The organism is Vagococcus changpingensis (genome assembly GCF_058211775.1).
Genome location: NZ_JBYVZB010000001.1, coordinates 661,487 through 683,749, shown reverse-complemented (window position 1 = coordinate 683,749; position 22,263 = coordinate 661,487). Strand labels below are relative to the sequence as shown.

At 33.9% G+C, this 22,263-nt stretch carries 21 protein-coding genes; 18 read left to right on the top strand and 3 right to left on the bottom strand.

What is annotated here, in order from left to right; translation table 11 throughout:
* Positions 1 to 16 precede the first annotated feature (16 nt).
* Genes yidA through AC37UB_RS03355 form a run of 3 tightly spaced genes read right to left on the bottom strand, consistent with a single transcriptional unit; the run spans position 17 to position 3,031 of the window.
* Positions 17 to 835: a sugar-phosphatase gene (yidA, locus tag AC37UB_RS03365; protein ID WP_490685329.1), complete on the bottom strand. Its 819-nt coding sequence runs from the start codon at positions 833 to 835 to the stop codon at positions 17 to 19.
* A gap of 3 nt (positions 836 to 838) precedes the next feature.
* Entirely contained in the window at positions 839 to 2,176 is a 1,338-nt protein-coding gene (locus AC37UB_RS03360) for an HD domain-containing protein (protein WP_117973009.1), read from the bottom strand.
* Positions 2,177 to 3,031: a lipoate--protein ligase family protein gene (locus AC37UB_RS03355; protein ID WP_490685328.1), complete on the bottom strand. Its 855-nt coding sequence runs from the start codon at positions 3,029 to 3,031 to the stop codon at positions 2,177 to 2,179.
* A 137-nt stretch (positions 3,032 to 3,168) separates the two neighbouring features.
* On the opposite strand from AC37UB_RS03355, the gene AC37UB_RS03350 reads away from it, so the two are divergent.
* The 18 genes from AC37UB_RS03350 to rplS all read left to right on the top strand — a co-directional run bounded on the left by AC37UB_RS03350 (position 3,169) and on the right by rplS (position 22,003).
* Positions 3,169 to 3,615 (top strand): YwiB family protein, encoded by a 447-nt coding sequence (locus AC37UB_RS03350; RefSeq protein WP_241699152.1) that lies wholly within the window; start codon positions 3,169 to 3,171, stop codon positions 3,613 to 3,615.
* Between the two features lie 75 nt (positions 3,616 to 3,690).
* Positions 3,691 to 4,296, top strand: a complete 606-nt coding sequence (gene rpoE, locus AC37UB_RS03345) for a DNA-directed RNA polymerase subunit delta (protein ID WP_117973006.1) — start codon at positions 3,691 to 3,693, stop codon at positions 4,294 to 4,296.
* A gap of 57 nt (positions 4,297 to 4,353) precedes the next feature.
* A complete protein-coding gene (locus AC37UB_RS03340; protein ID WP_117973005.1) occupies positions 4,354 to 4,695 on the top strand; it encodes a DUF1622 domain-containing protein in 342 nt (113 codons plus the stop codon).
* Positions 4,696 to 4,797: 102 nt separating this feature from the next.
* Positions 4,798 to 6,276 carry an aldehyde dehydrogenase family protein gene (locus AC37UB_RS03335; RefSeq protein ID WP_490685327.1) on the top strand — a complete coding sequence of 493 codons (1,479 nt, stop codon included), beginning with the start codon at positions 4,798 to 4,800 and terminating at the stop codon, positions 6,274 to 6,276.
* Between the two features lie 146 nt (positions 6,277 to 6,422).
* On the top strand, positions 6,423 to 7,289 hold the full coding sequence (locus AC37UB_RS03330; RefSeq protein WP_117973003.1) for a class II fructose-bisphosphate aldolase: 867 nt from the start codon (positions 6,423 to 6,425) through the stop codon (positions 7,287 to 7,289).
* 190 nt (positions 7,290 to 7,479) lie between these two features.
* Entirely contained in the window at positions 7,480 to 8,757 is a 1,278-nt protein-coding gene (murA, locus tag AC37UB_RS03325) for a UDP-N-acetylglucosamine 1-carboxyvinyltransferase (protein WP_117973002.1), read from the top strand.
* Between the two features lies 1 nt (position 8,758).
* Positions 8,759 to 10,030: a transcription termination factor Rho gene (rho, locus tag AC37UB_RS03320; protein WP_490685326.1), complete on the top strand. Its 1,272-nt coding sequence runs from the start codon at positions 8,759 to 8,761 to the stop codon at positions 10,028 to 10,030.
* A 90-nt stretch (positions 10,031 to 10,120) separates the two neighbouring features.
* A complete protein-coding gene (locus AC37UB_RS03315) occupies positions 10,121 to 10,384 on the top strand; it encodes a type B 50S ribosomal protein L31 (protein WP_079347925.1) in 264 nt (87 codons plus the stop codon).
* 66 nt (positions 10,385 to 10,450) lie between these two features.
* The gene (locus tag AC37UB_RS03310; protein ID WP_490685325.1) at positions 10,451 to 10,846 is read left to right on the top strand and encodes an NUDIX hydrolase; all 396 of its coding nucleotides are present in this window, start codon (positions 10,451 to 10,453) and stop codon (positions 10,844 to 10,846) included.
* A gap of 59 nt (positions 10,847 to 10,905) precedes the next feature.
* Complete coding sequence (gene nadE / locus AC37UB_RS03305) at positions 10,906 to 11,739, top strand: NAD(+) synthase (protein WP_241699150.1); 834 nt, start codon at positions 10,906 to 10,908, stop codon at positions 11,737 to 11,739.
* On the top strand, positions 11,727 to 13,604 hold the full coding sequence (locus AC37UB_RS03300; RefSeq protein ID WP_490685324.1) for an LTA synthase family protein: 1,878 nt from the start codon (positions 11,727 to 11,729) through the stop codon (positions 13,602 to 13,604). The genes nadE and AC37UB_RS03300 overlap by 13 nt, the downstream gene beginning before the upstream one ends.
* Before the next feature lie 242 nt (positions 13,605 to 13,846).
* The gene (locus tag AC37UB_RS03295) at positions 13,847 to 16,519 is read left to right on the top strand and encodes a cation-translocating P-type ATPase (protein WP_117972997.1); all 2,673 of its coding nucleotides are present in this window, start codon (positions 13,847 to 13,849) and stop codon (positions 16,517 to 16,519) included.
* A gap of 176 nt (positions 16,520 to 16,695) precedes the next feature.
* Positions 16,696 to 17,139, top strand: coding sequence for a hypothetical protein (locus AC37UB_RS03290; RefSeq protein WP_117972996.1), 444 nt, complete (start codon positions 16,696 to 16,698; stop codon positions 17,137 to 17,139).
* Positions 17,140 to 17,268: 129 nt separating this feature from the next.
* A complete protein-coding gene (locus AC37UB_RS03285) occupies positions 17,269 to 19,605 on the top strand; it encodes an HAD-IC family P-type ATPase (RefSeq protein ID WP_117972995.1) in 2,337 nt (778 codons plus the stop codon).
* 95 nt (positions 19,606 to 19,700) lie between these two features.
* On the top strand, positions 19,701 to 20,162 hold the full coding sequence (locus AC37UB_RS03280; RefSeq protein WP_117972994.1) for a hypothetical protein: 462 nt from the start codon (positions 19,701 to 19,703) through the stop codon (positions 20,160 to 20,162).
* Positions 20,163 to 20,276: 114 nt separating this feature from the next.
* On the top strand, positions 20,277 to 20,807 hold the full coding sequence (rimM, locus tag AC37UB_RS03275; RefSeq protein ID WP_117972993.1) for a ribosome maturation factor RimM: 531 nt from the start codon (positions 20,277 to 20,279) through the stop codon (positions 20,805 to 20,807).
* Positions 20,797 to 21,537 (top strand): tRNA (guanosine(37)-N1)-methyltransferase TrmD, encoded by a 741-nt coding sequence (trmD, locus tag AC37UB_RS03270; protein ID WP_117972992.1) that lies wholly within the window; start codon positions 20,797 to 20,799, stop codon positions 21,535 to 21,537. The genes rimM and trmD overlap by 11 nt, the downstream gene beginning before the upstream one ends.
* A gap of 118 nt (positions 21,538 to 21,655) precedes the next feature.
* Positions 21,656 to 22,003, top strand: a complete 348-nt coding sequence (gene rplS / locus AC37UB_RS03265; RefSeq protein ID WP_117972991.1) for a 50S ribosomal protein L19 — start codon at positions 21,656 to 21,658, stop codon at positions 22,001 to 22,003.
* Positions 22,004 to 22,263 lie beyond the last annotated feature (260 nt).

Genomic DNA, 22,263 nt, shown 5'->3' with positions numbered 1-22,263 from the left:
TAGTAACTGGATTTTTTTAGTTATTGTTAAGCACCCATTCGTTAATGGCATATGCTACACCATCTTCATCATTTGTTTTAGTTATTTTGTTTGCAATGCTTTTTACACTGTCTACAGCATTTCCCATCGCAACCCCAATACCTGCATATTCAATCATAGATAAGTCATTTTCATTGTCACCAATTGCCATGACTTCTTCTTGTTTAATGTTTAGATGCTCAGCCAGTTCTTTGACTGATTCTCCTTTAGTTGCTTTAGGATCTAGTATCTCTAGATAGTAAGGAGCACTTTTAACGATGGCAAAGCGTTCATGAAATTCTTGTGGAATTTTTTTAATTGCTGCATCAAGAATATCTTCATGATCAATCATCATTGCTTTTACAAGTTTGATATCTTTTGTCATGTCATTTACCGGTTTATATTGTAGTGGAATACCTGTGATTATTGCTTCGTTAATGGTATAGGGACTAATATCAGGATTAGCTGTATACATTGTATCAGCATCTTGTACATGGAAATGAACGCCTAGTTTACGTGATAATAGTTCGACATCTTGATAGTCATCTAATGACAGTGAATGACGTAAAATAATTTCTTTTGTTCCAGCATTTTGAATCATGCCACCATTATATGTAATAATAAAACTGTGGTCATTTTCTAATTCAAGTTCTTTTACTAAATCAATTACGCCAATAGTTGGTCTTCCTGTTGTTAAAACAATATCAATCCCACTATCAGAAGCTTTTTTAATTGTTTCCTTCACTTTTGGTGTTAATTTTCTTTCTGAATTGACTAAAGTGCCGTCAATATCAATCGTGACCATTTTAATTCCCAAATATTACACGTCCTTTTTAATTATTTCTCCATTTTTTATGGAGTTGTTAAAAGTGTTAATAGAGTCTTCAAATAAAGTATAATTGTCTAATGTAGAGGATGCAAGCATTTCATCAGGGAAATAAAAGCGTTGATCTCCTTTAGTTTCTCCTGCAATTGCTCTAACTAACTCACTAGCACTAGATAGTTCAATCAGTTCACCATCCGGATATATAAGCTCAATTTGTGTTTTATTTTGTGATTTTTCTGGTTTATAAAAATCATAAGGTAAATCAAAACTGGAATTAATGGCAGTATAATAGGTATGATTAAAACCAACTTTTTCAACTAAATCTTGCAAATCTGGTAACATGATAAAGTTCTCAGTTGAAAAGGCTGCTGATTTAAATGGAACACGATTTAAAAATCGTTTAGATAAATCATTTAAAATAGCATCATCTGAATGGCTCCATAAATGAAATGCCGTAGTTAATACACCATCATCTAACACAAGATAATCGTTTAAATCAAAATCATGTGCAAGGAAAGGAACTAAAAGAGGCGACGTTTTATTAAAATATGATTTATTATCATGGTATAAATCTTGAGCTCGTTGTAATAAACGATCTAATACCATTTCCATTCCTCGAGAGACAGGATGAAAATAAATTTGCATGTACATCTGATAGCGGCTAACAATGTAATCTTCAACAGCATGCATGCCACTTATTTTAAAAACAATCCCACTTTTATGAGGTCTGATGACGCGTAAAATACGTGTTAAATCAAATGTACCATATTCTGTTCCAGTAAAATAGGCGTCTCGTAATAAATAATCCATCCTATCTGCATCGATTTGACTAGAAATCAGTTGAACGACTTGTTTATTTGGATAGGTTTTAGCAATCACACTCGCTACTTTGTCAGGAAATTCTTCTGACACTTGTCGTAAAATACGATTGATCTCAGTTTTTTTTGAGGTAATGATATCAACGGTTACTTGTTCATGATTTGTTTTAAAAATCGCTTCAAATGTATGTGAAAAAGGTCCGTGACCTAAATCATGTAATAATGCCGCACATAGTGTAACAAGTCGTTCTGAATCATCCCATCCATACTCCCCGTACTCTTTCACATCATAATTTCGTTTAAAATAGTTGCAAATGCGGCGAGTAATTTCGTAGACCCCTAAAGAGTGACCAAAACGAGAATGCTCTGATGTGTGAAAGGTTAGAGATGTTGTTCCAAGTTGCTTGATTCGTCTTAGGCGTTGGAATTCTTTGGCATTAATTAATTCTAAAATAATTGGGTGTTCCACTTTAATATCGTGGTGTATAGGATCTCTAAATACTTTTTCAATCAATTAATCCACCTCCTTTAAAATAGTATTAATCCTCTCATTTCGCTGTTCCATTCTTTGGTAGCCCTTGTCGTAACTTTCTTTAAATTCATCAGAAGTTAAAAAATGGTTAAATTTGACTTGAGCAGTATCGTCAATTGTCCAGTTTTGACTAATGGCTTCAATAATGAGCATTTGCATTTGTTCAACGTTCAGTTTTTGTTGTAGTAAGTCCGATAAATTTCGCATAGAGTTTGGATCAACTGGAGGAAAAGTTTCTTTTCCAAATTTGTCTTTTAAACCCGCTTGATAAAATTGTTGGACTAGGTTTCCTCTTTTTTCTTGGTTACCATTAACGCTGATATAAATCATAATGCTTAAGCCTTTTTTTATTCGACGTTGGGCAATACCGGCAAATTTTTTTTCATTAATACTTAAATCGTATTCACCAGGACAGTAGGAATTTACTACCTCGAAAGAGTCTATAGTAACATTGAATGAAGATAAAGCATTTGAAATGATGGCTTTCATTGTGTCATATCCATGATTAATACTGGTTTGATTAGTAAATTCTTGTGGTAAAATCATTGAAAAGTTTAAAATCCCATCATCCGCTACTACAGCTAAACCGCCAGAATTTCGTACAACAGGATGATAGTGATGGGATCTAACCGAAGAGATGGCATCACTTAAGTCTGTGACACGAGTATCTTGCATTCCTAATATTAGTTGATTTGTCATCGTCCAAAAATGAATGATAGGCATCCCATGTTTACCTGAGTAATCAGCCAAAATATCTGTTACGATAAATGGATCATATTTATTTTCATTTGTTAGATGATGTTGTTCAAACAGAACAATTGCTTGTTTTAACGACATATATACAACTCCTTTTTATACTTTCCTTATTATACCGATTCTTTTGTGAAACGGAAAGGATTTAAGAACAATGATAAAGGTTTGACAAACCTTTTAAAAAAGACCAAAATATATAAAAAAGTAAAGAGGTGGAATGGGTGTCAAAAAGAGAAAAAACACCAATTAATATTTTGGTGAAAACTGAGGTTACACAAGAGCAAGAATTGAAAGAATTTTTAGTAGAAGTCAAAGGTAATATGGTAGTAATTAATGATGTCATCTATTTAAGATACGAAGAATTACTGGAAGGAATTGATAAACCTGTTCCTGTTACAATAAAAATTTTACCAGATGAAACGGTAACATTGATTCGCTCAGGTGATGTTAAAATGAAATTAAATTTTTCCTATGAGGAAAAGCGGGAAACAACATATGCTACTCCTTATGGCATGATGAGTATTTCAACCATGACTAATCATTTACATATTAGTCTAAAAGATAATCCACAATCAGGTGATTTAACAATTGATTATGATTTATTTGCTGGAGAAGAAAAGTTAGGGACATACCATTTGATGATTAATTTTAGTGGGGAGAATAGATGAAATAAAAATTTTAAATTGCAAAGAAACGCTAGTTATTGTATGATAGAGAGTAGACTGTGAAAGGACGTGTGTCAGTTGGAAATTAAAGCTTTTGAAGGCGTAAATAAAAATGAATTGTCGATGATTGAAGTTGCACATGCAATTTTAAATCAACGTGGAGACATTATTGATTTTAGTGATTTAGTAAATGAAATCCAAAACTACTTAGAAAAAGCAGATAGTGAAATTCGTGACATCTTGCCACAATTTTATACAGACTTAAATATTGACGGAAGTTTTATTTCTTTAGGAGATAATCGTTGGGGCCTGCGTAGCTGGTATCCAATCGATTCAATTGATGAAGAAGTTTCTGGTGTGGATGAAGACGAAGAAGAAACACCACGTCGTAAAAAACGTAAAAAAGTAAATGCTTTTATCGCAATGGATGACGATGCCATTGATTACAATGATGATGATCCAGAAGATTTGGACTTAGTCGATCATGATGAAGATGATGATGAGTTGTATGAAGATGAAGAAGATGAAACAAAAGAAATCAAAGAATACACAACTGATTTATCAGAAATCGGTGCTGACAATGACGTTGATGATGACGTGCCAGAAGGTGTAGAAGAAGATCTAACCATCGTTGAAGAAGATGATTTATACGAAAATGATGATGAAGAAGACGAAGAATTATAATAAAAAGAGTGTCATTTGATGCTCTTTTTTGTTTATTATAGAATAGGAGGGATAGCAATGATTAGTGAGGTAGTAGATAAAATAATTTTTGTATTAAATGCTTTTTCAGTGATTATTCTCTTAGTGGGTGTGGCAAAAGCCGTCATCGATTTTACTAAAAATGAATTTGGAAGCGGCACAAGGGAAGAAATATCTTTCAGAAATAATAAAATTAAATTATATTTAGGATCTTATATATTACTAAGTTTAGAAGTGCTTATTGCGTCAGATATTATTGAAACTATTTTAAACCCATCAACACAAGATATTGTTATCTTAGGTGGAATTGTCGTGATCAGAACTGCTATCTCTTATTTTTTAGGAAAAGAAATTGAACAAACACATAATGAGGAAGAGTAGAGATACTCTTTTTTTTTTATAAGCATAACGCTTGAATTTTAAAATGAAAGCAGATACAATTTTAACTATACCGAAATAAAAAAATATCAAAGGAGAATTGTTATGACAGCTTTTAAAGATATATACAAAGAATATAATTTATTTATTAATGGAGAGTGGACAAAAGGCGCTAAGGGAGAGATGTTAGATACTTTTTCGCCTGTAAATGGAGAAAAAATTGGCTCATTTGTTGATGCCGTTGATGCCGACGTTGATGCTGCCGTTGATGCCGCACAACAAGCATTACCTGAATGGCGTGATTGGTCACTTGTGGATAGAAGTAATTTATTATTAAAAATTGCAGATGTTATTGATGAAAATATGGAACATTTAGCCTATATAGAATCTATTGATAATGGAAAACCAATTCGTGAGACCAAATCGGTGGATGTACCACTTAGTGCCGATCATTTTAGATATTTTGCAGGTGTCATTCGTAGCGAGGAAGGCTCAGCGCAAGCGTTAGATAAAGATACTTTAACACTTATCTTAAGAGAACCAATCGGGGTGGTTGGACAAATTATTCCATGGAATTTTCCCATTTTGATGGCAGCGTGGAAATTAGCTCCAGCTCTAGCTGCTGGAAATACTATCGTCATTCATCCATCATCTTCCACTTCTTTAAGCTTATTAGAATTAGTTAGGTTGATTGGTCCAATGTTACCAAAGGGTGTGTTAAATTTAATTACAGGTAAAGGATCTAAATCAGGCGATTATATGTTAAAATATGATGGATTTAATAAACTAGCCTTTACCGGATCAACTGAAGTTGGTTATAAAGTTGCTCAAGCTGCAGCGGATAAATTAATTCCTGCAACCCTTGAATTGGGTGGAAAATCAGCGAATATCTTCTTTGATGATATGCCATTTGAAAAAGCAGTTGAGGGAGCACAACTTGGTATTTTGTTTAATCAAGGACAAGTATGCTGTGCAGGATCAAGGATTTTCGTGCAAGAAGGAATCTACGATAAATTCGTAGCAGAATTAAAAGAAAAATTTGAAGCCGTAGTCGTTGGGGATGCGTTGGATGAAAATGTCCAAATGGGTGCCCAAGTGAATGAGGGACAAGTAAATAAAATTTTAGAAGCAGTTGAAGTAGGGCGTAAAGAAGGTGCAACGATTTTAACAGGTGGAAAACGCCTTGATGGAGACTTAGGAAAAGGATGTTACGTGGCACCGACACTTTTAACTGATGTGACTAATGATATGGAAGTGGCTCAAGAAGAAATCTTTGGTCCAGTTGCAGTAGTGATTAAATTTAAAACAATTGATGAAGTGATAAAAATGGCAAACGATTCTGAATATGGTTTAGGTGGGGGTGTTTGGACTAAAAACATCAACACAGCTCTTAAAGTGAGTCGAGGAATTGAAACCGGACGTGTATGGGTTAATACATATAATCAAATTCCCGCCGGAGCACCTTTTGGTGGATACAAAAAATCTGGTATTGGACGTGAGACGCATAAAGCTATCCTTGATGCTTATAGTCAATTTAAAAATATTTACATCGATACAAAGGAAACAGGATTCAATCTTTATTAAAAAAGGACTGTAATAAAATTTTCTGAAAATAGCATCAAAGATTGTGATTTGACTAGCAAAAATAACTAAAGAGTGTTAAAATGATGGTGTTAGTTAAGTATCACCTATACCAAATAGAGTGATAACATAATAGGAGGAATTTAATTATGGCATTAGTATCAGCAACAGAAATGTTAAAAAAAGCTAAAGAGGGCAAATATGCAGTTGGTGCATTCAACACAAACAATTTAGAATGGACTAAAGCTATCCTACAAGGGGCTCAAGAATCTAATTCTCCAGTAATGATTCAAACTTCTATGGGTGCTGCAAAATATATGGGTGGTTACCAAGTATGTTATGATTTAGTTAACGACTTAATTGACTCAATGGGAATTACAGTTCCAGTAGCATTACACTTAGACCATGGTGAATACGAAGATGCATTAAAATGTATCGAAATTGGTTACACATCTGTAATGTTTGATGGTTCTCACTTACCATTTGAAGAAAATTTAGAAAAAGCAAAAGATGTTGTTGCTAAAGCTCACGCTAAAGGTGTTTCTGTAGAGTGTGAAGTTGGATCAATTGGTGGAGAAGAAGACGGCATTATCGGTTCTGGTGAATTAGCAGATCCAGCTGAATGTAAAGCAATGTCTGAAACAGGAATTGATTTCTTAGCTGCAGGTATTGGTAATATTCATGGTTCTTACCCTGAAAACTGGGCTGGTTTGAGCTTTGATCGTTTAGCTGAAATTGCTGAAGTAATCGATGGTAAACCAATGGTATTACATGGTGGTTCTGGTATTCCATTAGATCAAATCCAAAAAGCAATCTCTTTAGGCGTATCAAAAATTAACGTTAATACTGAATGTCAAGAAGTATTTGCAGCTGCAACACGTAAATACATTGAAGAAGGCAAAGACTTAGAAGGTAAAGGATTTGACCCTCGTAAATTATTAGCTCCAGGTACTACCGCAGTAACTGAGTTAGTTAAAGAACGTATCCAATGGTTTGGATCAAACGGTAAAGCATAATTTTAAAGCTTGAATGAAAAAAGAGTGTCTGACTTTGTCAGTCGCTCTTTTTTTACGTATAAATTTACCAAGTGCTTTTTTTCATTTATATTGTGTGATAGAATACAACTATATTATGCATAACGAAACTTATTTGGCTGCTTATTTTAAGCGGCTTTTTTAAAGACTAAAGTGAGGTCATTAAGACAAAATGAAAAAATTAATTATAAATGGTGGAAAAAAATTAAAAGGCACTGTCACAATTAGTGGTGCTAAAAATAGTGCTGTTGCTTTAATTCCTGCTGCTATTTTAGCTGATACTCCTGTTATTTTAGAAGGAGTACCTGATATTAAAGATGTGCACTCTTTAAAAGAAATTTTAGAAATTATGGGTGTGAAAGTAACTTTTGATAATCATACTATGATAATTGATCCAACCAACATGGTATCCATACCAATGCCAAGTGGAAAAATTAATAGTTTACGTGCCTCATATTATTTTATGGGAGCGTTACTAGGTAAATTTGGTGAAGGTGTTGTTGGTCTTCCAGGTGGCTGTTATTTAGGACCAAGACCTATCGATTTACATATCAAAGGGTTTGAATCACTTGGAGCTGAAGTAACAACTGAACATGGAGCAACTTACTTAAAATCACCAAATGGGTTAGAAGGCACACGTATTTATATGGATATGGTGTCAATTGGTGCAACAATTAATGTGATGTTAGCGGCGGTAAAAGCAAAAGGTCGAACAGTGATTGAAAATGCCGCAAGAGAGCCTGAAATTATTGATGTCGCAACATTATTAAATAACATGGGAGCTAAAATTCGTGGCGCTGGTACGAATGAACTTCGGATTGATGGCGTGACAGAATTAAAAGGATGTCGTCATTCAATCATCCCAGATCGTATCGAAGCAGGGACTTATTTATCAATGGCAGCTGCTCATGGTGATGGTGTTATAGTCCAAAATGTTATTTATGAGCATTTAGAAAGTTTTATCTCAAAATTAGAAGAAATGGGTGTGCCAATGACTATTCGAGAAGATAGTATTGAAGTACATCCAGCTAAAAACCTAAAACCAATCAACGTTACAACGGTTCCTTATCCAGGATTTGCAACAGATTTACAACAGCCTATTACCCCACTATTATTAAAAGCCAATGGAAAAAGTATTGTGACAGATACAATATATGAGCAGCGAGTCAATCATATTCCAGAATTAGTTCGCATGGGAGCAAACGCAAGTATTGAAGGGAAAATGATTGTATTAAATGGTCAAGATGATTTAGAACTTGTAGGAGAAGATGTTACGGCGAGTGATTTACGTGCAGGTGCTTGTTTGGTAACTGCTGGTATCATGGCAAGTGGAACAACTCGCATTTCTAATGTGGATAATATTTTACGTGGGTACGATAATATCATTGATAAATTAACAAATCTAGGTGCTGATATTCATATGGAAGAAGGCACGGATAAAGAGGGATAATATGCGTGATTATTTAACAATGGGTGAATTAGAACATAAAACCCTAAAAGAAATATATACTTATGCAAAAGATTTTAAGATACCTTATTATAGTCAAATGAATAAAAAAGAATTATCATTGGCTGTCATTCGTGCACAAGCAGAAAAACAAGGCTTTTTTATGGTGGAAGGTGTATTAGATATTATATCAAATGATGGATATGGCTTTTTACGACCTATTAATTATACACCCAGTAAAGAAGATATCTATATTTCCTCATCACAAATTAGACGATTTGGATTACGAAACGGGGATAAAGTATCAGGAAAAGCAAGACCACCAAAAGAGAGCGAGCGTTATTATGGATTGATGCATGTTGAAACGGTTAATGGAAAAAATCCAGAAGATGCCAAACAACGTCCACATTTTCCAGCGCTTACGGCACTTTATCCTGATACAAAATTAGTATTAGAAACAACAAAAACAGGTTTATCAACACGAATGATTGATTTGTTTGCACCAGTTGGTTTTGGTCAACGTGGTCTAATTGTCGCACCACCAAAAGCTGGTAAAACGAGTGTCATAAAAGAGATTGCTAATGGCATTTCAAAAAATTATCCAGAAGTGGAGTTAATTGTCTTATTAATTGATGAACGTCCGGAAGAAGTAACTGATATTGAAAGAAGTGTTGATGGTGAAGTAGTATCCTCTACCTTTGACCAGATGCCTGAAAATCATACTCGTGTCGTTGAACTTGTGTTAGAAAGAGCGTTACGTTTAGTGGAAGATAAACGTGATGTGGTGATTTTAATGGACAGTATCACTCGTTTGGCCAGAGCATACAACTTAGTTATTCCACCAAGCGGACGAACACTTAGTGGAGGGATTGACCCTGCAGCCTTTTATAAACCAAAACGTTTCTTTGGAGCTGCACGAAATATTGAAGAAGGCGGAAGCTTAACTATTCTGGCGACTGCTTTAGTTGATACAGGAAGTCGAATGGATGATGTGATTTATGAAGAGTTCAAAGGAACAGGTAATATGGAACTTCATCTATCAAGAGAATTATCAGAACGCCGTGTGTTTCCGGCAATCGATATTAAACGATCAGGAACGAGACGTGAAGAATTGCTTATGTCTCCAGAACACTTGGAAGAAATATGGAAATTACGCCGTCATATGAAAGGTGACTCGATTAATTCAACACATCAATTATTAACTTTTTTAAAGAAAACAAAAAATAATGAAACCTTTTTTGATACATTTAAAGACGTTTCTTTTTTAAAAAAATGAATTGCTAAAAATCATTGAACATGTTAATATAGTATCGTTGTAATAATAACTCTGTTTCAGCACATGAATCAGGGCAAAGGAGAGAGAAATATGAAACAAGGAATTCATCCAGAATATCATCCAGTAGTATTTATGGACTCACAAACAGGGTTCAAATTCTTATCTGGATCAACTAAAACATCTGAAGAAACAATTGAATGGGAAGATGGTAACACATATCCAGTTATTCGTGTGGAAATCACTTCAGATTCACATCCATTCTATACTGGACGTCAAAAATTTACACAAGCAGACGGACGTGTGGATCGTTTCAACAAAAAATATGGTCTCAAAGACGAAAACGCTGCAGAATAATCTTCAGTGTCGAAAAGATTTCTGGTATTTTATCAGGAGTCTTTTTTTATTGAAAGGATTGGTGAAATGAATTGTTCAACAAATAATCAACCGTTTAAAATAGTAATATGGATTGAACATAATGATCATTGTTTGGTTACCACTAATAAAGATGGTGATAAACATCTTCTTGAAGTCCAACCTGAATTTGCAGAAACAACACTTGAAGCAATTGAAAGATATGGTAAAGATATATTAGGTTTATCATTTAACACAATTGAATATGTCGATATTATTGAGCAAACGACTCATCAACATGTTGAACGAACCGAAACGGTATTTTTATATCGTGCTGAGATAAGTGAACAGGAAGTATTACCCAAATTGACCCAAAGTCAAATTATATTTTGGTTACCTATCGAAAAATTAAGACAAAACGTTTCTAGTAATTTTTTATCAAAATTTACTAAAGTAAACAAATGATAGTATGTCATTTGTTTTTTTTATGGTAAAATAGGGGTTAAATGTAAGGAGAGATGGATATGACAGAGTTACAACAATTGATTATAAGGAATTTACAAGTTAAGCCATATATAAAAGCTAAGGAAGAAATTGCCATACGTGTCGCCTTTTTAAAAGACTACATGTTAGCGCACCCATTTTTAAAAACGTATGTTTTAGGTATTAGCGGCGGACAAGACTCTACTTTAGCAGGTAAACTAGCACAACTAGCAATCAGTGAATTACGTGAAGAAACTGGTGATACTGATTATAAATTTATTGCCGTTCGTTTGCCTTATGGCGTGCAAAAAGATGAAGATGACGCACAAAAATCATTACATTTTATTCAACCAGATGAGTCATTAGTTATAAATATAAAATCTAGCGTGGATGCTTTAGTGAAAGAATTAAATGAAGGTTCAAATATCGTGGTGAGTGATTTTAATAAAGGAAATATTAAAGCTCGTCAAAGAATGGTATCGCAATATGCGGTGGCCGGTCAAAGAAGTGGCGCGGTAATTGGGACAGATCATGCCGCTGAAAATCTAACAGGTTTTTTCACCAAATTTGGTGATGGCGCAGCAGATATTTTACCTTTATTTGGATTAAACAAAAGACAAGGAAAAGCCTTGCTAAAAGAACTGGGTGCTGATAAATCATTGTATGAGAAAATTCCAACAGCTGATTTAGAAGAAAATAGACCAATGATAGCTGATGAAGATGCTTTAGGTGTGACTTATGAGGCAATTGATGATTACTTAGAAGGTAAAGAAGTTAGTGATAAAGATAGAGAAACAATTGAGAGATGGTATCAAAAGTCAGAACATAAACGTCATTTACCGATTACGTTAGGAGACACGTTTTGGGTAAAATAGAATCAAGGGTTCAAAGACGAGTAGAGCAAACCCAAAAAAAATCATGGCTAAGAAGGATTTTTACTAGTCCAATTACCAAAATCTTACTAACTTTAATCATTGTTTACTTAAGTAATTTCTATTTACAATTAAGTCAAAATACTTGGAGCTTCTCGCTTGCGTGGAAGTTTGCGTTGGAGTGGCATGTTGAGAAATTTTTACTAGGAACGCTTGTATTACTATTTTTAGATATGTTTCTTATTAGTCTGAGTGGGTCATTTTTAATGGGAAATATCATTTATATCACGAGTATTGGGTTACTTGGTATTGCTAACAGTCAGAAAATGGCATTGAGGATGGAACCTATCTACCCAGATGATTTAAAAATGATTTTTGAGTTTACGATGATGAAAGATATCATTGGAAATACGTATTTTATTTTAACGTTAGTGCTGATATTTTTAGCATTAGCAGGACTAGTCTACGCCTTATATCGCTCAATTCGTTTAAGTAAACGTCAACAAGTCATTCGTTTAGTATGTTTTGTTGTCTCAATCGCAGGGCTATTTTATGCCAGTTTATTTAACCAACCAAACAATCTATTACGAAAAGAGTACAATAAAACTGCGCTATGGATTCCATATAGTCAAAAAATGAACTACTATAATACAGGTTTTATGGGTGGCTTTTTATATAATTTAAAAGTTGAAGCCATGGATAAACCAAAAAATTATTCGAAAGAAACAATCGACAAAATCGTCAAAAAATATGATACAAAAGCAAAAGAGAATAACGCTAAAAAGAAAAACAAGGAAAAACCTAATGTGGTATTTATTATGTCTGAAAGTTTTTCTGATCCTGAAAAGTTAGATGGCATTAAATTAAATAAAAGTCCTATTACTGATTTTAGGAGTGTGGCACGACAGTCTGTTTATTCTGGCGAGATGTTGTCGCAAAACTATGGTGGTGGGACAGCAAATATCGAATTTGAAGCATTGACAGGAATTTCAATGGGATTACTTAACCCTCAAATGACGACACCATATACTATGATGTTACCTAAGAAAACGGAATTTCCATCGATTGTCTCGAGTTTAAAACAACAGGATTATCAAACAGTAGCTATCCATCCTTACAATACATCCATGTATAAACGCAAAGATGTTTACAATGTTCTTGGATTTAATCGGTTTTTAGATGAAAATACCATGACTCATAAGGAAAGGTTGTCAAATAATGGTTATATTTCAGATGCCTCAGCGTTTAGTGAAGTGCTAGATGTAATGGAGAAATCTGATAAAGCGTCTTTTGTCCATCTTGTGACAATGCAAACGCATATGCCATATAATAATAAATACACGGATTCACCTTATACATTAACGAACTTAGCATCTAGCGCCTCAATTGATAATTATGCGTTAGATATTTCATACACATCAAACGCATTGAAACAATTTATTGAGGACATTAATAAATTAGATAGACAGACAATTGTGGTTTTCTGGGGGGATCATTTACCGTCAATTTACCCAGACAATATTGTAGAAAAAAATAATCCATTTACAACACATTTAACAGAGTATTTAATTTATGATACTTTAAATAAAACGATTCATCACCAAGAAGTGATGAGCCCATTTTATTTTTCTAGCTTGATTACCGATTTTTCATCTGTTGAGCAGACAGGATTCAATGCCATGTTATTGGAGTTACAAAAAATTCTTCCGGCATTTGAAAAACAAATGTATTATGTAAATGGAAAATGGGAAAAAGAAGTATCTTTTACTAAAGAAGAAAGAGAGCTCTATGAGGACTATCAGTTAATGGTTTATGATTTGATTTCTGGTGAAAAATATGGTCAACAAATGTTTAATGTCGAATCATAATCATGAATTTTTTAAGAAAATAGTGAATTAATTGTAAGTTAAAAATTTTCATGATATAATCAAGTGGAATTATTCATAAGGGAGTAACTGGCAGTTCTACATACTGCGGTAATGCCACCAATCGAAATCACGACGCATTTCTGGTGTTACCTTAAATAGTGAGACTTATGTATGTAGTTAAGCATACATAGGTCTTTTTTTATTTGACTTATGTATAGCGACAAATAAAAGGAGGAAAAGAGATGTCAGAGCAAAAAAAGAAGCAGTTGAACGATGCATTTTATGTTGAAGATGAGAAACAAGTGTTAGAAAAATTGCAATCAACTCCTAATGGGTTGAGTGCTACGGAGGTGGAAAAACGCCTTAAGGAGTATGGTCATAATCAATTGGATGAGGGAAAGAAAAAAAGTTTATTTAGTAAATTTTTAGACCAGTTCAAAGATTTTATGATTATTATTTTATTAGCAGCAGCTGTTCTTTCATTTTTCATGGGGGATCAAGTTGAAGCGGTTATGATTATTGTTGTAGTTTTCATCATGGCGATATTTGGTGTTTTCCAAGAGTCAAAAGCAGAAGAAGCAATTGAAGCATTGAAAGATATGTCCACACCAAATGCTAATGTACGTCGTGATAATACAACTAAAACAGTGAAAAGTACAGATTTAGTGCCTGGTGATATTGTGTTACTTGAAGCAGGTGATGTGATTCCAGCTGATATGCGTTTGATTGAAACAGCGTCGTTAAAAATTGAAGAAGCAGCCTTAACTGGTGAGTCTGTCCCCGTTGAAAAAGAAGCAGTTGTGTTAGAAAAAGAAGATATTGGTATTGGTGATCGAATCAATATGGCTTATATGAATAGTAATGTGACATATGGTCGTGGAGTTGGTGTGGTAACTGGTACAGGTATGAACACCGAAGTTGGTAAAATTGCTAACATGTTAGCTCAAGCTGACGAAACGAATACACCATTGAAAGAAAACCTAAATAAATTAGGTAAAGTATTATCAATTGCTATTATTTTTATCTGTATTGTGATGTTTGGTGTTGGGATGTTACGTGGTGGCCATGATTGGATGGAAATGTTATTAACATCTGTATCATTAGCCGTTGCTGCGATTCCAGAAGGATTACCAGCGATTGTAACGATTATTTTAGCTTTAGGAACACAAAAAATGGCTAAACGTAATGCGTTAGTTAGAAAATTACCAGCTGTTGAAACATTAGGTAGTACTGATATTATCTGTTCAGATAAAACTGGTACATTGACGTTAAACCAAATGACAGTTGAGGAAGTCTTTACAAATAATAAATCAATACGTGATTCAAAAGATATCCCCTTAGACAATACCACATTAAAAATCATGACATTTTGTAATGATACAAAAATTTCTGACGATGGCACATTAATTGGTGACCCAACAGAAACTGCTTTAATTAAATATGGTGAAGACCGTGGTTATGATATTGCATCAAAATTAAAAGACGAACCACGTTTAGCCGAAGTACCATTTGATTCTGATAGAAAATTAATGTCGACATTCCATAAATTACCTGACGGTCGTTTCTTTGTAGCTGTAAAGGGTGCGCCTGATGAATTATTGAAACGTTGTACAAACTATGACGTCAATGGCGACATTAAACCAATGGATAAATCAGAAGAAGATTTGATTTTAAAGACTAATAAACAATTAGCGACGCAGGCATTACGTGTACTTGCTATGGCTTATAAAATTGTAGATGAGATTCCAAGTGAATTAACAAGTGAAACTGTTGAGACAGATTTAATCTTCTCAGGTTTAGTCGGGATGATTGACCCAGAACGTAAAGAAGCAGCTGAAGCTGTACGTGTTGCCAAAGAAGCTGGTATTCGTCCAATTATGATTACTGGTGACCATAAAGACACTGCTGAAGCAATCGCTGTGCGTCTCGGTATTTTAAAAGAAGGTCAACATGATGCTGTTATTACTGGTGGCGAATTGAATAATATGTCAGATGAGCAACTAGCTAATTCTATTGAACAATATTCCGTTTACGCTAGAGTGTCACCTGAACATAAAGTACGTATTGTTAAAGCATGGCAAAAAGATGGAAAAGTAGTGGCGATGACTGGAGACGGAGTAAACGATGCACCAGCTCTTAAAACTGCTGATATTGGTATAGGTATGGGTATTACTGGTACGGAAGTATCTAAAGGTGCAAGTGATATGGTCTTAGCTGATGATAACTTCTCCACTATTATCGTTGCCGTTGAAGAAGGACGTAAAGTATTTTCAAACATTCAAAAAACAGTTCAATACTTACTTGCTGCAAACTTAGGGGAAGTTTTAACCTTATTTATTGCGACAATGCTCGGTTGGGATACATTATTACCAGTCCACTTATTATGGATAAACGTAGTAACTGATACATTCCCAGCGATTGCATTAGGATTGGAACCTGCTGAAAAAGGTATTATGAAACACAAACCACGTGGTCGAGATTCAGACTTCTTTTCAGGTGGTGTTATGAGTAGTATTATTTATCAGGGGATTTTAGAAGCAGGATTGACACTTGGTGTGTACATGTATGCCATTAATAACCCGGTTCACTCAAGTTATGATGCTATCCATGCAGATGCGTTAACGATGTCTTATGCTACACTGGGATTAATTCAATTAATCCATGCCTTTAACGTAAAATCTGTTCATGAATCAATCTTTAAAGTAGGAGCATTTAGAAATAAAATCTTCAATTACGCGATTTTACTTTCATTTGTTTTACTAGCATCTACAATTGTGATACCTGGATTTAATGATTTGTTTAAAGTGGCTCATTTAGATGGACATCAATGGTTAGCTGTATTTATTGGATCATTTGCTATTCTACCAATTGTAGAATGTGTCAAATGGGTTCAAAGAAAAACAATTTATAAATAGGACATTAAAACTATCCAATCTCTTTTGGATAGTTTTTTGTTTTTATTGACAAACTAAAGGTATCTATATAATATTGAATTAATGTGTTGCAATGTCTAGTAGAGTTATTGTAACTGATCCTTTAACATTTATTTAAAAAAGGTAAAATAAATAAGAATGGTTGAAAGAGGGGAATTATGTTGAAGAAACCAAATATAGGGCAATATTTACAAGTAATTAATGCCATTGTGACTGAATCTGAAAAAGTGGGAGAAAAAATGAATCCGTCATATGAAATTATTCGTACGGCAATTGATGAGGGAAATTTATCAGATTTGACGGTTGAACAATTAACAGATATTAAGAGCCGTTTTTCTGAAGGCACAGAAGAATATAGGGTAATGGAAAACACTTTGAGCCACCTAAAAGCACCTGTTAGAGTTTTAGGGATTCATAAAAAATTGGAAAAAGCATTTAAAGAATATGTTGAAGGTTGTCAAGAAATGATTGATTCGATTGATGCTGAAAATGCTAGAGTTGATAGTGAAGTATTTGATGTGTCAGAGCTTAAACAAGATGCAGCAACTGATGGTATTTCATTTTGTATTCAACGTATTACTCAAATTATTTTGAATAAGTAGTTAAAAAGAGATGAGAGATCGTCTCTTTTTTAACTATATCTAAATAGTGAAAAATTTAGTGTCTCAAGCAGACAGTTTTTTTAATAAATGGTATTCTTATTGTATAACAAGTGTTAGGAGTGGGATGATATGTCAAAAAGAAAATCCTATCCAGGACTGACAGATGAAGAAGTGTTAAATAGAATAGCTAGAGGAGAAGTAAATCAAGCAATCCCTAAGACAACACGTTCATTTAAACAGATTCTATTTGAGAATAGTTTTACATTATTTAATTTTATTAATTTAGTCATAGCTGGTTTTATTATCTATACTGGAAGTTATAAAAATTTACTGTTTTTGGGTGTGATTGTATCCAATACTTTAGTCGGCGTTTATCAAGAAATCAAAGCGAAAAATAATATTGATCGGTTAAGCTTACTTAGTGAATCAAAAGTAATGGTAATAAGAAATCATCAAACATTTGATATTCCACAAAATGAGGTTGTCAAAGATGATTTAATCATAGTTAAACGTGGACAGCAAATTGTTGTAGATGGAACTATTTTAGATACTGAAGGAATGGAATGTGATGAGTCTCAATTAACTGGTGAATCTGATCCTATCATAAAAACTATTGGGTCTTCTGTTTATTCAGGAAGTTATATTGTCAGTGGTAGTGGGGTGATGCAAGCAACGCACGTTGGAGAAGATAGTTATAACTACAAACTTAGTATGGAAGCCAAGCAAACTAAAGGCATTTATAGTGAATTAATTCTGTTGATGAATCGTCTAATCCGTTTGCTTACCATGGTAATCATACCAATCGGTGCTATTTTAATGATAACCAGTTTAACAAGTGGAACTCAGTTGAATGAAGCGATTTTAGGCAGTACAGCAGCCATTATGGGGATGATTCCAGAAGGCCTTATTTTATTAACAACTGTTGCACTAGCTGTTGGTGTTATCAAATTAAGTCGTAGGCAAGTGTTGGTACAAACAATGGGTGCTATAGAAACATTGGCTAGAGTAGACGTTCTTTGTTTAGATAAAACAGGAACGTTAACAAGCGGACAACTAAAAGTTGTAGAATATGATACAGTGGACACAACTCATTTGACAGATGAAACCTTTTCTATTTTAGTTGGTTCAATGATTAAAGGGTTGAATGAAGATAATGCGACTGGACTAGCTTTAATGAACTATTTTAATCAAAGCGACGAAAATTTACTTAAACCGGTCAAACAGATACCTTTCTCTTCAGCGAGAAAATGGAGTGCTATTACATTTCAAGAAAACGGTACGTATTTTATGGGAGCCCCTGAGTATTTATTTGAAGGCTTTTCTGAAGATCAAACTAAAAAAATGGGATTGGCTTTTGAAAAAGGATTACGAATTATTGCGGTGGCTAAAAGTAATGATATTGAGATATCCCAGGTATTACCAGATCAATTAGAATTATTAGGATTTATTTACCTTGAAGATGAAATTAGACCAGAAGCACCTCAGACGCTTGATTATTTTAAGCAGGAGAAAGTGGATATATGTATTATATCTGGAGACCATCCAGAAACGGTCTCACAGATAGCTAAACGATCTGGCGTATCGCATGATGAAGAATCAATTGATATGAGTAAAGTACCAGATGAGAAAATTCCGGAAATTGTGAAGACACACCGTATTTTTGGGCGAGTTTCACCAGAACAAAAGAAAAAGCTAGTCATAGCACTTCAGGAAGAAAATCATGTTGTCGGGATGACAGGAGACGGAGTGAATGATATTTTAGCGTTAAAACAAGCTGATTGTAGCATCGTTATGGCAAATGGGAGTGACGCTGCAAAGGGGATTGCTGATTTCGTTTTATTAGATTCTAATTTTGATTCCATGATAGATGTTGTATTAGAGGGAAGACAAGTTATTAACAATATTCAACGAGTGTCTTCTCTGTACTTGACTAAAACAGTTTATTCATTGTTTTTAGCAGCAATTTATATTTTTGTCAGTTCAGCATATCCTTTTCAACCTATTCAATTAAGTCCAATTAATGCTTTAACAGTGGGCATACCCTCTTTCTTTTTAGCACTTAGACCAAATACGCAGCCGATCAAGGGAACTTTTTTGAAAAATGTATTTGAACCACCACTAGCTAGTGGGTTAACAGTCGTCATTATGACTTTATTGATTGAGGTGTTAGGAAATATATTAGGGTGGTCTTATGAACAAAAATCAACCGTAACAGTCTTATTGACAGGATTTATTGGTTTCATTGTTCTTAGGGAAATAGCTAAGCCTTTGACGAAAAAGATTATAGAACTTTTAAGTGTTTTAATCGTATTGTTTTTATTCATTTTTACATTTTTTGATAACATTTTCTCACTGGTAAGCATATATAACAGTCAGTTAGCTTTTGTGTATTTACCATTAATGAGCGTGTCAGTACCGATTTTTTATCTTATTCGAAAAGTCATTCATAAGTTATTAAAAAAGTAAATTAACACAAATTTCACACTTTATTACTAAAAAAGATATATTTACTATGTAATATAAAATTGTGTTGTAGACATCAGTTTGTTATGGGGGGTAAAATGAAAAAAATAATCTTAAGTAGTATGTTGATTAGTAGTGTATTTGTTATCTCTGGTTGCTCATCTGGAGTGAATACTACAGCAAGTGCAGGACAAACTACTAAAAGAACTGGTGAAATTTCTTCATCAACTTCAGCTGTTAGGGAATCTAACCAAAAAAGCCGTCCCATCTTTGAAGGAAGGTTAACAATGGATCCGATTATTGAAAAAGATACGGTTATTTTATCATTTGAGTCGGTTGATGTAGTATGTGACCCTGACGCTATTCATGATGTTCTTGATTCTAATGGCGTAGTGTTAAATGTGGATAAAAAACTATATGATAAAACTAAAAACAAAGATAAAGTGAGATATGGGGCAATAATCGAGTTCACTTTGACCCCAACACCAGCTCTAACTTTTTCAATACCACCACAAGTGCCTGGAGATTCGATTGAATCAATCAAAGTGTTAGATAAATAGAAATGATTAGAGAGCATTGGTTAGTTTTTTAGCCAATGCTTTTTAAAATGTTTCGCTTTGGCTTAAGCAAAATGTTACAATAATAAAATGAATATGTGAAATGAGGGAATAAAGGTGACAGAGTATTTAAATGTTGGAAAAATTGTTAATACACAAGGAATTAAAGGGGAAGTCAGAGTAATTTCTCAAACAGATTTTCCAGAAAAACGCTATAAAAAAGGGAATATATTGTACCTATTTCAAGATGGAAAAGACATGGTTGAGTTAATGATAAAATCTCACAGAAAACATAAAAATTTTGATATTGTTAGTTTTGAGGGTCATCCGAATATTAATGACGTTGAGAAGTATCGTAACGGCATTTTAAAAGTTAAAAAAGACGAAATCGGTCAATTAGAGGAAAATGCTTTTTATTATCATGAAATTATTGGGTGTGAAGTAGTAGATGAAACAGGAGAACTATTAGGAACCATAAAAGAAATATTATCTCCAGGAGCCAATGATGTGTGGGTAGTCAAACATAAAGAACATGGGAAAAAGGATATCTTGTTACCCTATATTGAATCAGTTATTTTAAATGTAAATGTGGATGCGAAGAAAGTGACTGTTGATATTCCAGAAGGGTTGATTGACGATGAGAATTGATGTTTTAACTCTTTTTCCAAAAATGTTTGAAGGTCCGCTAACTGAATCTATTTTAGGAAAAGCCATCACTAAAGAGTTGCTGGATGTTCATGTAAGAAACTTTAGAGAGTTTTCGACAAATAAACACCAACAAGTAGATGATTACCCGTATGGTGGGGGAGCAGGAATGTTGTTGAAAGTTCAACCTATCCATGATGCACTTACTTTCATTGAAGAAGACGCAAAAACTAAACCTCGTGTGATTTTACTTGATCCAGCAGGCAAACGATTTAATCAAGAGATGGCGGAAGAATTTTCTAAAGAGGAACACTTGGTTTTTATTTGTGGTCATTATGAAGGCTATGATGAAAGAATTCGTTCTTTAGTAACCGATGAAGTGTCACTTGGTGATTATGTGTTAACAGGTGGAGAGCTTGGCGCAATGGTGATGATTGATGCAACAGTGAGGTTATTACCAGAAGTTTTGGGTAATGATCAGTCAGCCAAAACCGATTCTCATTCAACAGGTCTTTTGGAGCATCCACAATACACACGTCCGGCTAATTATGAAGGAATGGAAGTTCCTCACGTATTAACCAATGGAAATCATAAATTAATTGAAGAATGGCAGTTAAAAGAATCGCTTAGAAGAACCTACTTAAGACGACCTGATATGTTAGAATCGATTGAGTTAACAAAAGAGATGGAAAGATTACTAGAAGAAGTGAAAAAGGAAGAAAAAAGTATTTAGCCTCTTTACTGAAAAGAGTAATTATGCTATTATTATTTAGTGAGTCAAATGGCTCATCTATCACAACATTCCGCTGTGTAAGACTCATATGAATGTTTAGAATAAGGAGAATGTGGACATGAATCCATTAATAGAAGAAATTACAAAAGAACAATTGCGCTCTGATATCCCAGCTTTTAGACCTGGTGACACTGTACGTGTACATGCTAAAGTTGTTGAGGGTACTCGTGAACGTATCCAGTTATTTGAAGGTGTTGTAATCAAACGCCGTGGAGCTGGAATTAGCGAAACTTACACTGTACGTAAAATTTCTAATGGTGTTGGTGTGGAACGTACTTTCCCAATTCATACACCACGTGTTGCTCAAATCGAAGTAATTCGTTATGGTAAAGTTCGTCGTGCGAAACTTTATTACATCCGTTCATTACATGGTAAAGCAGCAAGAATTAAAGAAATTCGTCGTTAATGAGTCATTATTAACTAAAAAAGAACTCTATGAATATAGGGTTCTTTTTTTGTTTGAATTCAAGTAGAGATATGAAAGTAAGTTTATCAATTAATAAACCTAATAGTAGCTCAATGAGCATTGGTTGTAACGTTTAAAATCAAGATATTGTCATAAATAAATCGCTAAATTTTGTTAATCTATCATTATCCTATAATGTATAGTAGTCATTAACTTATGTTATGATATTGAATAGATAAATAAAAATAGGAGGTTTATTG

Bases quoted from the DNA above. Each gene is read 5' to 3' on its own strand.
- AC37UB_RS03340 (WP_117973005.1), top strand. From the start codon at position 4,354: ATGATTAGTGAGGTAGTAGATAAAATAATTTTTGTATTAAATGCTTTT.
- trmD (WP_117972992.1), top strand. From the start codon at position 20,797: ATGAGAATTGATGTTTTAACTCTTTTTCCAAAAATGTTTGAAGGTCCG.
- AC37UB_RS03330 (WP_117973003.1), top strand. From the start codon at position 6,423: ATGGCATTAGTATCAGCAACAGAAATGTTAAAAAAAGCTAAAGAGGGC.
- AC37UB_RS03280 (WP_117972994.1), top strand. From the start codon at position 19,701: ATGAAAAAAATAATCTTAAGTAGTATGTTGATTAGTAGTGTATTTGTT.
- AC37UB_RS03315 (WP_079347925.1), top strand. From the start codon at position 10,121: ATGAAACAAGGAATTCATCCAGAATATCATCCAGTAGTATTTATGGAC.
- murA (WP_117973002.1), top strand. From the start codon at position 7,480: ATGAAAAAATTAATTATAAATGGTGGAAAAAAATTAAAAGGCACTGTC.
- AC37UB_RS03310 (WP_490685325.1), top strand. From the start codon at position 10,451: ATGAATTGTTCAACAAATAATCAACCGTTTAAAATAGTAATATGGATT.
- rplS (WP_117972991.1), top strand. From the start codon at position 21,656: ATGAATCCATTAATAGAAGAAATTACAAAAGAACAATTGCGCTCTGAT.
- AC37UB_RS03285 (WP_117972995.1), top strand. From the start codon at position 17,269: ATGTCAAAAAGAAAATCCTATCCAGGACTGACAGATGAAGAAGTGTTA.
- nadE (WP_241699150.1), top strand. From the start codon at position 10,906: ATGACAGAGTTACAACAATTGATTATAAGGAATTTACAAGTTAAGCCA.
- AC37UB_RS03290 (WP_117972996.1), top strand. From the start codon at position 16,696: ATGTTGAAGAAACCAAATATAGGGCAATATTTACAAGTAATTAATGCC.
- rho (WP_490685326.1), top strand. From the start codon at position 8,759: ATGCGTGATTATTTAACAATGGGTGAATTAGAACATAAAACCCTAAAA.
- AC37UB_RS03335 (WP_490685327.1), top strand. From the start codon at position 4,798: ATGACAGCTTTTAAAGATATATACAAAGAATATAATTTATTTATTAAT.
- AC37UB_RS03355 (WP_490685328.1), bottom strand. From the start codon at position 3,031: ATGTCGTTAAAACAAGCAATTGTTCTGTTTGAACAACATCATCTAACA.
- AC37UB_RS03295 (WP_117972997.1), top strand. From the start codon at position 13,847: ATGTCAGAGCAAAAAAAGAAGCAGTTGAACGATGCATTTTATGTTGAA.